This is a genomic window from Actinokineospora sp. (assembly GCF_050699995.1).
GTDB lineage: Bacteria > Actinomycetota > Actinomycetes > Mycobacteriales > Pseudonocardiaceae > Actinokineospora.
The window spans coordinates 1-6,824 of sequence record NZ_JBOHGC010000509.1; the positions used below are offsets into that span (position 1 = coordinate 1).

Below are 6,824 nucleotides of genomic sequence, written 5' to 3' on the forward strand. Positions count from 1 at the left end.
GAACCTGTCCGGGTCGTTGTGATGGATCTCCAGCTCCGCCATGCCACGAAGTCTCCCGGCGACCACCGACAATCCGGGCCCGGTTTCCGACCTCGACGACTCGTGTCACACGATGGTGTCAACAACGGGAAATGGCTTGCGGTGAAACAGATTCCGGGTACGCACACCGCGACCTTCCCCGGTCTCGAGCATCAAGACCGCCTACCGCAGGGTGCGCAGTAGGAATTCGTAGACGATGGCCGACATGAACGCCCGCTGCTCGTTGTCCGCCGCCGCCCCGTGGCCGCCCTCGATGTTCTCGTAGTACTTCGGTTCATAACCGAGTTCCCGCATCCTCGCCGCCATCTTGCGTGCGTGGCCGGGGTGTACGCGGTCATCGCGCGTAGAGGTGATGAAGAAGACCGGCGGATACCCGCGTCCACTGTGGACGTTGTGGTACGGCGAGAACTCCTTGAGGTAGGCCCAGTCGTCCGGGTCGTCCGGGTCGCCCCACTCGGCCATCCAGGACGCGCCCGCGAGGAGCAGGTGGTACCGGCGGAGGTCGAGCAGCGGGACCTGGCTGACGACCGCGCCGAACAGCTCCGGGTAGCGGGTCAGCATGACGCCCGCCAACAGGCCGCCGTTGCTGCCGCCCTGCATCCCCAGGCGCGAGGGCGTCGTGACGCCGCGGGCCACGAGGTCGCGCGCGACCGCCGCGAAGTCCTCGTACGCGCGGGGGCGGTTCTCGCGCAGCGCGGCGCGGTGCCACGCGGGGCCGTACTCGCCGCCGCCGCGGATGTTGGCGACCACGTAGGTGCCGCCCTGGTCGAGCCACGCCCGGGCCATGCCACCCGCATAGGACGGCGTCAGCGAGATCTCGAAGCCGCCGTACCCGTAGAGCAGCGTGGGGCCCTTCGGGTCGCGCCCGGCGACCACGAAATAGGGGACCTTCGTGCCGTCGTCGGATGTCGCGAAGTGCTGTTGGACGGTGAGGCCCTCGGTGTCGAAGAACGCGGGCGCCTGCTTGAGCGCCTCGACCTCGCCGCCGATCTCCCCGCGCAGCAGGGTCGCGGGCTGCAGGTAGCCGCTGACGTTGAGCAGGTACTCGTCGCTGTGGTCCGGGTCGGTGTCGATCACGTCCGCGGAGCTGAGCTCGGGCGCACCGGGAAGCGGTGCGCGCGTCCAGCCGTCCGGTCCTGGAGTCAGTGCTTCGAGTTTGGTCTTCACATCGACGAGCTCGTTGAGGATCAGGTGGTTGCGGGTCCACGAGTAGCCTGCCAGCGAGCTGTGCGCGTCGGGCTCGAACAGCACCGTCAGGGAGCGCTCGCCCGCGAGGAAGGCGTCGAAGTTCGCGGCGAGCAGCGAGCCGGACTTGTAGGTGGTCTCGCCGACGGTCCAGTCCGAGCGCAGCCAGACCAGCAGCCACTCGCGGTGGGCGTCGGACGTGGCGTCGTCCGGCACGTCGATGCGGACCAGGCCGCTCGGGGTCCGCACGAACTCCTCGGAGGTGAAGAACTCCGGGTGGCGGCCGACGAAGTCCCGCTCGAACCCGGGGGTGGAATCGTGGACCGCGTAGGCGGAGACGTCCTCGGGCTTGCCCTCGAAGACAATGGCCGCCTCGGCCAACGGCGTGCCTCGCCGCCATTCCTTGATCACCCGCGGGTAGCCGGAGGTGGTCAGCGAGCCGTCGCCGAAGTCGGTGCCGACGTAGATCCGGTCCGCGTCGATCCAGCTGACCCGCGACTTGGCCTCGGGCAGGGCGAACCCGTCGGCGACGAACTCGCCGGACCGCAGGTCGAACTCGCGGACCACCGTGGCGTCCGCGCCGCCGCGGGAGAGCTCCACCAGCGCGAGGTCGTAGTCGGGCTTGAGGACCGCGGCGCCTGCCCACACCCAGTTCTCATCCTCGCGCTCGGCGAGGGCGTCGACGTCGAGCAGGATCTCCCACCCGGGTTCGGCGGTGCGGTACTGCTCCAGCGTCGTCCGCCGCCACAGCCCCCGGACGTGGGTGGCGTCCTGCCAGAAGTTGTAGAGGAACTCACCGCGCCGCCGCGGGTACGGGATCCGGTCGTCGGCGTCGAGGACCTCCCTGATGCCCGCGCGAAGAGAGTCGAAACGCTCGCCCGCCAGCTCGGCCGTGGTCTCGGCGTTGCGGGCCTTCACCCAGTCCAGGGCCGTCTCGTCGGTGACCTCTTCCAGCCACAGGTACGGGTCCTCGAGTCCCTCAGTCATGCCGCCAGTCTGCCGGATCAGTAGCGTGGGCCTCGTGCTCATCGGATTCGCCGCCCCGGTGTCAGGCTCCTGGGCGACCGTGGACAACCTCGTGCGGGTCGCCACCCGTGCCGAGGAACTCGGCTACCACTCGGTGTGGACGTTCCAGCGGCTGCTCTCGCCGCCCGACGGCAGCTGGGGTGAGTCCTACCGGTCGGTCCTCGACCCGGTCGCGGCGACGTCGTTCCTCGCCGCCCACACCAGCCGGGTGCGGCTGGGCATCGCCGTGCTCAACCTGCCGTTCTTCGCCCCGCCGCTGCTCGCCAAGCAACTCGCCACCCTCGACGTGCTCAGCGGCGGCAGGCTCGACGCGGGCCTGGGCATCGGGTGGGCGCCGGAGGAGTACGCCGCCGTCGGCGCGGACATGGCGGGCCGCGGCAAGCGTGCGGAGGAGTACCTGCCGCTGCTGCGCCGGTTCTGGACCGACGATGTCGTCGAGCACGACGGCGAGTTCTACCGCGTGCCCGCGACCCGGATGGATCCCAAGCCTGCGCAGCCGGGCGGCCCGCCGGTCCTGCTGGGCGCGTCGGCGGAACCGGCGTTGCGTCGCGCGGGGCGGCTGTGCGCGGGCTGGGTCAGCAGCAGCCGCGCGGACCCCGCCGCCATCGGCGAGTCGGTCAAGGTCGTGCGCGAGGCCGCGGCCGAGGCGGGCCGCGACCCGCGGCAGCTTCGATTCGTGTGCCGAGGCGCGGTTCGCGTGCGCGCGGAGCGAACCCGTCCTCTCACGGGCACGCTGGAGCAGATCCGCGGCGACTTCGCTCTGCTGGAGGACCAAGGCGTCACCGAGCTGTTCATCGACCTGAACTTCGACCCGGAGATCGGTTCCCCGGACGCCGACCCGGCTGAATCCATGCGCCGGGCCGAGGACGCCTTGGCCGCGTTCGCGCCCTAGCTTTCGCGCCGCTAGTCCCGCCAGCCGGAGATCTCCACGCCCTTCGCGATGTCCAGGCGGAAGCCGAGGTCGATCTCGGTGCTCTTGCCCGGCGCGAGGTCGAGCTTCCAGGTGACCTCGCCCAGCTCGGTCCGTTCGGCCGGGTCCGGCCGCAGCGTGACCTCGCGGACAATGATCGACTCGCTTCGTGAAACAGGAACCTGGTCTATGACCGTGACTCGCGCGGCGCGCGGACCGAAGTTGCCCACCTTGATCCGATAAGCGGCCTCTTGGCGTCGGGTGCCGCCGAGGACCGCCTTGCCCGCCGAGCGGCGGACCAGTTCACGCTCGACCCGGATGCGCTCGTCGACGCCCAACGTCAGCTCGACCTCCTCACCCGGCGCCCACGGCTCCAGATCGGTCGCGCCGACGAACTCCGTGTCGTGGAAGATCGACGCCCGGCCCGGGCGCAGCGTGTGCTCGGACGTGTTGGTCACCGTGGCCCGCAGATAGGCCTCCGGTCCGCGCACGGGCACGGTCACGTGGTCGGTCTCGGCGGGCAGATCGAACGCCGCGACGGTGGTTCGGTGCGCCGTGCCGTCCGCCGGTACCGCGATAGGGCGCGTGGGCCGGTAGGTGGCCGAGGTGGCGCCCTGCTCGACGGCGGCGTACCGCTCCTCCATCATCGGTGCCGCCGCCATGGCGGGCATGGGCACAGCTCCGCCCGGCGCGGCGTCCATCGCGGCTCCGTACGCGATGCCACGCGCCGCCTTGGGGGCGATCGGCCTCGGCCGCAGGACGTCGACATACCAAGGCGACAGCTCGGGCACGTTCAGGCCGTCGGTCGGCTGCGCGGTCGAGAGCCGCAGATCGCACTCCGGCCAGTCCTCGCCGGTGTGCTGGGTGACCAGCCCGTACCAGGTGACCGCCAGCGAGCCCGCCGCCAGCCGCACGTCGTAGCGCGACTCCCAGTTGCCGCCGTGCACCAGGTAGGAGAGCTCGAACTCCAGCTCACCGGCCTCCGCGACATCCACGTCGACGTCGACGGCCATCCGGTCCGGGGCGCGTCGGGTGCGGCGGTCGCTGAGCTTGCGCTCGATCTCGTCGTGCTTCTCCTGCACCTCGCGTCGCGTGGAAGCGAGGTCGCGTCGATCGGCCAGCACCGAGGAGAGCTGCCGCGCCAGTTCGTCGGACACGGACGCGACGCGCGCGGCGTCGGTCTGCTCGCGCGCGAGCGCCTTCGCGAAGGTGCCGCCCGCGTGTTCGCCCAACTTCGTGACCATGTCCGCGCGCGCGGCCAGCACGGTATCCTTGTCGCCCAGTTCGTCGAGGGCGGCACGGACCATGTCCCGCTGCTCCTCCAATTCGGCGATAGCGCCGTCGGGCGTTCGCGGGTGGTGCTCGGCGCGCACATCGACACCCAGCACGGTCGCCGCGCCGCGGCCGTTGACCCGCACCGAATCCGGATGCAGCGACATCGGCAGCCCGCCGATGGCCACCCGCTGCTCACCCGCCTCGAGGCTGAGCACTCCGCGGCGGGTGATCCGCGCTTGTCCTGGATAAACGGTCACGGCGACGATCGGAGCGTCGAGTCGACTGGTCACGTCCGCGAGGCTACCCACGGCGGGCCCGTCCGGCACGTGTCCACAGTGGAGACACCGACTTTCGGCGTATTGACACCTTGTGGATGTTGACGGAATGGTTCGGCCCGACCTGACACCCTGCCTCGTCTGGAGCCAACCCATGAGACGTGCGCGACCCGCCGTCACGGCCCTGGCCGCTTTACTCGCCGTTCCGCTGCTCACCAGCACCGCCTCCGCCCAGGTCGACCCGCCCAAGCCGGTCTTCGTCGACGGACAGGCGCAGCCGGTCTTCGACCCGAAGGACGTCGTCCGCCAGTCGCTCTGGGTCTCCGCGCCGGTCGACTCCGACTTCGACGGCAAGGACGACCTCGTCCACGTCGAGGTCGTGCGGCCCAAGGCCACCGAACTCGGCATGAAGGTGCCGGTGGTCTACCAGGCGAGCCCCTACTACGCCGGCGGCAACGACGTGCCCAACCACGGCGTCGACCAAGAGCTCTACGTCCCCGGCAAGCCCGGCAACAAGACCGCTTCGCGCGGGTTGTCCGACGAGCGGGTCACCGCCGCGATGGGGCCGAACGCGCCGATCACCTGGCGGTACGAGTCCTACTTCACCGCGCGCGGCTTCGCCGTGGTGTACGCCGAATCGCTCGGTTCCGGGCTCTCCACCGGCTGCCCCACCAGCGGTGGGCGCAACGAGACCATCGGCGCGAGGTCGGTCGTGGACTGGCTCAACGGCCGCGCCCCGGCCGCCGACGCGTCCGGTGTTCCGGTCGCCGCGGACTGGACGACCGGCAAGGTCGGCATGATGGGTGTGTCGTACAACGGCACCCTGCCGACTGCGGTCGCGACGACCGGTGTCGAGGGCCTGGAGACGATCGTCCCGATCGCGGCGATCTCCAGCTGGTACGACTACTACCGGGCCGACGGCCTGATCGTGGCGCCGGGAACGTTCCAGGGCGAAGACCTCGACGTGCTCGCCGACTACGTCTACACGCGCGAAGACCGCGAGATCTGCAAGCCGGTCATCGCCGAGATCGTGGCCAAGCAGGACCGGATCACCGGTGACTACAGCCCGTTCTGGGACGAGCGGAACTACCTCAACGACGTCGGGAACGTCCGGGCGTCCGTGCTCGCGGTGCATGGGCTCAACGACTGGAACGTCAAGATGACCCACGTCGAGCAGCTGTACTCCGCGCTCAAGCGCAACGGGGTCGAGCACAAGATCTGGCTGCACCAGGCCGGGCACGCCGACCCGTTCCGGCTGCGCCAGGCCGAGTGGCTCGCGACGCTCAACCGCTGGATGTCGCACTACCTCTACGCGATCGACAACGGTGTCGAGGACGAGCCGAAGGCGACCGTGCAGCGCGAGGACCTGACCTGGCACGACGAAGCCGAATGGCCCGCGCCGGGAACCATGTCCGCCCGGCTCTACCCGTCCGTGGGCGGTTCAGCTCACGGTGGGCTGAGCGCGCGTCCGTCGTTCGGTCGTCCTGTGGTGGAGTCGCTGACCGATGACGTGGCCAAGACCGCCGAGGAACTCGCGGCCGCGGCGGCATCGGACAACCGGCTCTCTTACGTGACCCGGCCCGCCGCCCAGCCGCTGCGGATCAGCGGCGTCGTGCGGGCCGACCTGCGGCTCGCGTTCAGCAAGCCCGCGGCGAACGTGACGGTGCTGCTCGTCGACCGCGCGCCCGACGGCAAGACGTCGATCGTCACGCGCGGCTGGACCGACCCGCAGAACCGGCAGTCGCCCAGCCGGACCAAGCCGATCCAGCCGGGCAAGGCTTACGACATCCAGGTGGACCTGGTGCCGGACGACTACGTCCTGGCTGCGGGCCACAGTCTCGCGGTGGTAGTCATGTCCAGCGACTACGACTACACGCTGCGCCCACGCCCGGGCGCGGGGATCTCCCTGGACCTGTCGCACAGCTACCTGACCCTGCCCGCCGTGGGAGGTCAGGCGGCCGTCCGCGCCTCCGTTGGATAATCCCCTAATGAACCCCTAGTCAGGGAACTGTTCACCACCGAGTCGTCAGCCGAACCTTTCGCGCCGACATACGTCGTGGTCCGATCGATGTATCGGATCTTCGCGGAGGTGTCAGATGAACAGGTACTTATCC

4 protein-coding genes are annotated in these 6,824 nt (G+C 70.0%); 2 read left to right on the forward strand and 2 right to left on the reverse strand.

The genetic code is table 11. The features are described from left to right. Positions 1 to 201 precede the first annotated feature (201 nt). Positions 202 to 2,211 carry a prolyl oligopeptidase family serine peptidase gene (locus ACRDSQ_RS25535; protein ID WP_431424505.1) on the reverse strand — a complete coding sequence of 670 codons (2,010 nt, stop codon included), beginning with the start codon at positions 2,209 to 2,211 and terminating at the stop codon, positions 202 to 204. 34 nt (positions 2,212 to 2,245) lie between these two features. Here ACRDSQ_RS25535 and ACRDSQ_RS25540 point away from each other — a divergent pair, with 34 nt between their 5' ends. Then, complete coding sequence (locus ACRDSQ_RS25540) at positions 2,246 to 3,142, forward strand: TIGR03619 family F420-dependent LLM class oxidoreductase (RefSeq protein ID WP_431424506.1); 897 nt, start codon at positions 2,246 to 2,248, stop codon at positions 3,140 to 3,142. An 11-nt stretch (positions 3,143 to 3,153) separates the two neighbouring features. On the opposite strand, the gene ACRDSQ_RS25545 is transcribed toward ACRDSQ_RS25540, so the two are convergent. After that, positions 3,154 to 4,725: a mucoidy inhibitor MuiA family protein gene (locus ACRDSQ_RS25545; RefSeq protein WP_431424507.1), complete on the reverse strand. Its 1,572-nt coding sequence runs from the start codon at positions 4,723 to 4,725 to the stop codon at positions 3,154 to 3,156. A gap of 139 nt (positions 4,726 to 4,864) precedes the next feature. On the opposite strand from ACRDSQ_RS25545, the gene ACRDSQ_RS25550 reads away from it, so the two are divergent. Next, positions 4,865 to 6,691 carry a Xaa-Pro dipeptidyl-peptidase gene (locus ACRDSQ_RS25550; RefSeq protein WP_431424508.1) on the forward strand — a complete coding sequence of 609 codons (1,827 nt, stop codon included), beginning with the start codon at positions 4,865 to 4,867 and terminating at the stop codon, positions 6,689 to 6,691. The last annotated feature ends 133 nt before the right edge of the window (positions 6,692 to 6,824 follow it).

What these genes read in the sequence shown, in the direction of transcription:
- ACRDSQ_RS25535 (WP_431424505.1), bottom strand. Translation starts at nt 2,211, where the DNA reads ATGACTGAGGGACTCGAGGACCCGTACCTGTGGCTGGAAGAGGTCACC.
- ACRDSQ_RS25550 (WP_431424508.1), top strand. Translation starts at nt 4,865, where the DNA reads ATGAGACGTGCGCGACCCGCCGTCACGGCCCTGGCCGCTTTACTCGCC.